We start from the raw sequence: 918 nt of genomic DNA on the forward strand, positions 1-918 counted from the left end.
GTACGACGGTCGCGTGCAGACGCTCCCCTGTACCGTGTGGCAGTACGTGTTTAACAATATTAACGGAGAACAGAACTACCAAGTTTTCGCTGGTACCAACGAGGGCTTTAATGAAGTCTGGTGGTATTACTGCTCTGCCGACTCTACGTCTGTTGATCGTTACGTTATCTTTAACTACGCCGATCAGGTATGGTATTACGGGAATCTGGCTCGTACTGCATGGCTTGATAGCCCACTACGTCACTACCCAACCGCTGCCGGATATAACGGGCAGGTTTTCTACCATGAGAACGGCGTAGACGACGGCTCAACAAACCCGCCATCACCGATTTCGTCCTACATCCAAAGCGCTAATATTGACATTGAAGACGGCTATCAGTACGGATTTATATGGCGTATGCTGCCCGACTTAAAGTTTGACGGCTCTACTGTCGCGGCTCCCGAAGCTACGTTTGAACTATTGCCCGCATCTAACCCCGGGTCTGGTTATGGCACTGCCGAAGGTGGGGACGTAGTGAGCGCTAACAACTATAGCGCGACGCGTCAGTACAAGGTTCAGCGCTACACCCAGCAAGTTAACGTTCGTCTGCGCGGTCGCCAGATGGCGCTTAAAGTATCTTCAGATGGCGTTGGTACGCAGTGGCAGGTGGGCAACCCTCGTATTGACATACGCAAGGATGGTCGTAGGTAATGGCAACGAGCCGTTTACGCCCCGTAGCCCAGCCGCGTTTACCATCGGCTCCGCTAGCTTATGTGCCTCAGTACCATGAGCAGTACTCTAATGTCCTGCGTTTGTTCTTTGAACGGCTTGTGGGTATTGTTTCCGCAATTATTGGGCGTAATGGTGGGCAATACGTAGAGTGCCCCAACGGTCTGTTCTTTAACACGGCGGACCAGAATTTTGCGGCAATCAATACC

Annotated in this window: 2 protein-coding genes; both read left to right on the top strand. The window is 51.9% G+C overall.

The window, feature by feature from the left end; translation table 11 throughout:
• Positions 1-691, top strand: a 691-nt coding sequence (locus tag AC1QQ2_RS14470; protein WP_479713672.1) for a hypothetical protein, incomplete at its 5' end; no start/stop codon positions are given.
• Positions 691-918: hypothetical protein (locus tag AC1QQ2_RS14475; protein ID WP_479713673.1), on the top strand; the 228-nt coding region annotated here is incomplete at its 3' end. The genes AC1QQ2_RS14470 and AC1QQ2_RS14475, both read left to right, overlap by 1 nt.

The sequence above is a fragment of the Aestuarium sp. genome (assembly GCF_023253315.1).
Lineage (GTDB): Bacteria > Pseudomonadota > Alphaproteobacteria > Rhodobacterales > Rhodobacteraceae > Marivivens > Marivivens donghaensis.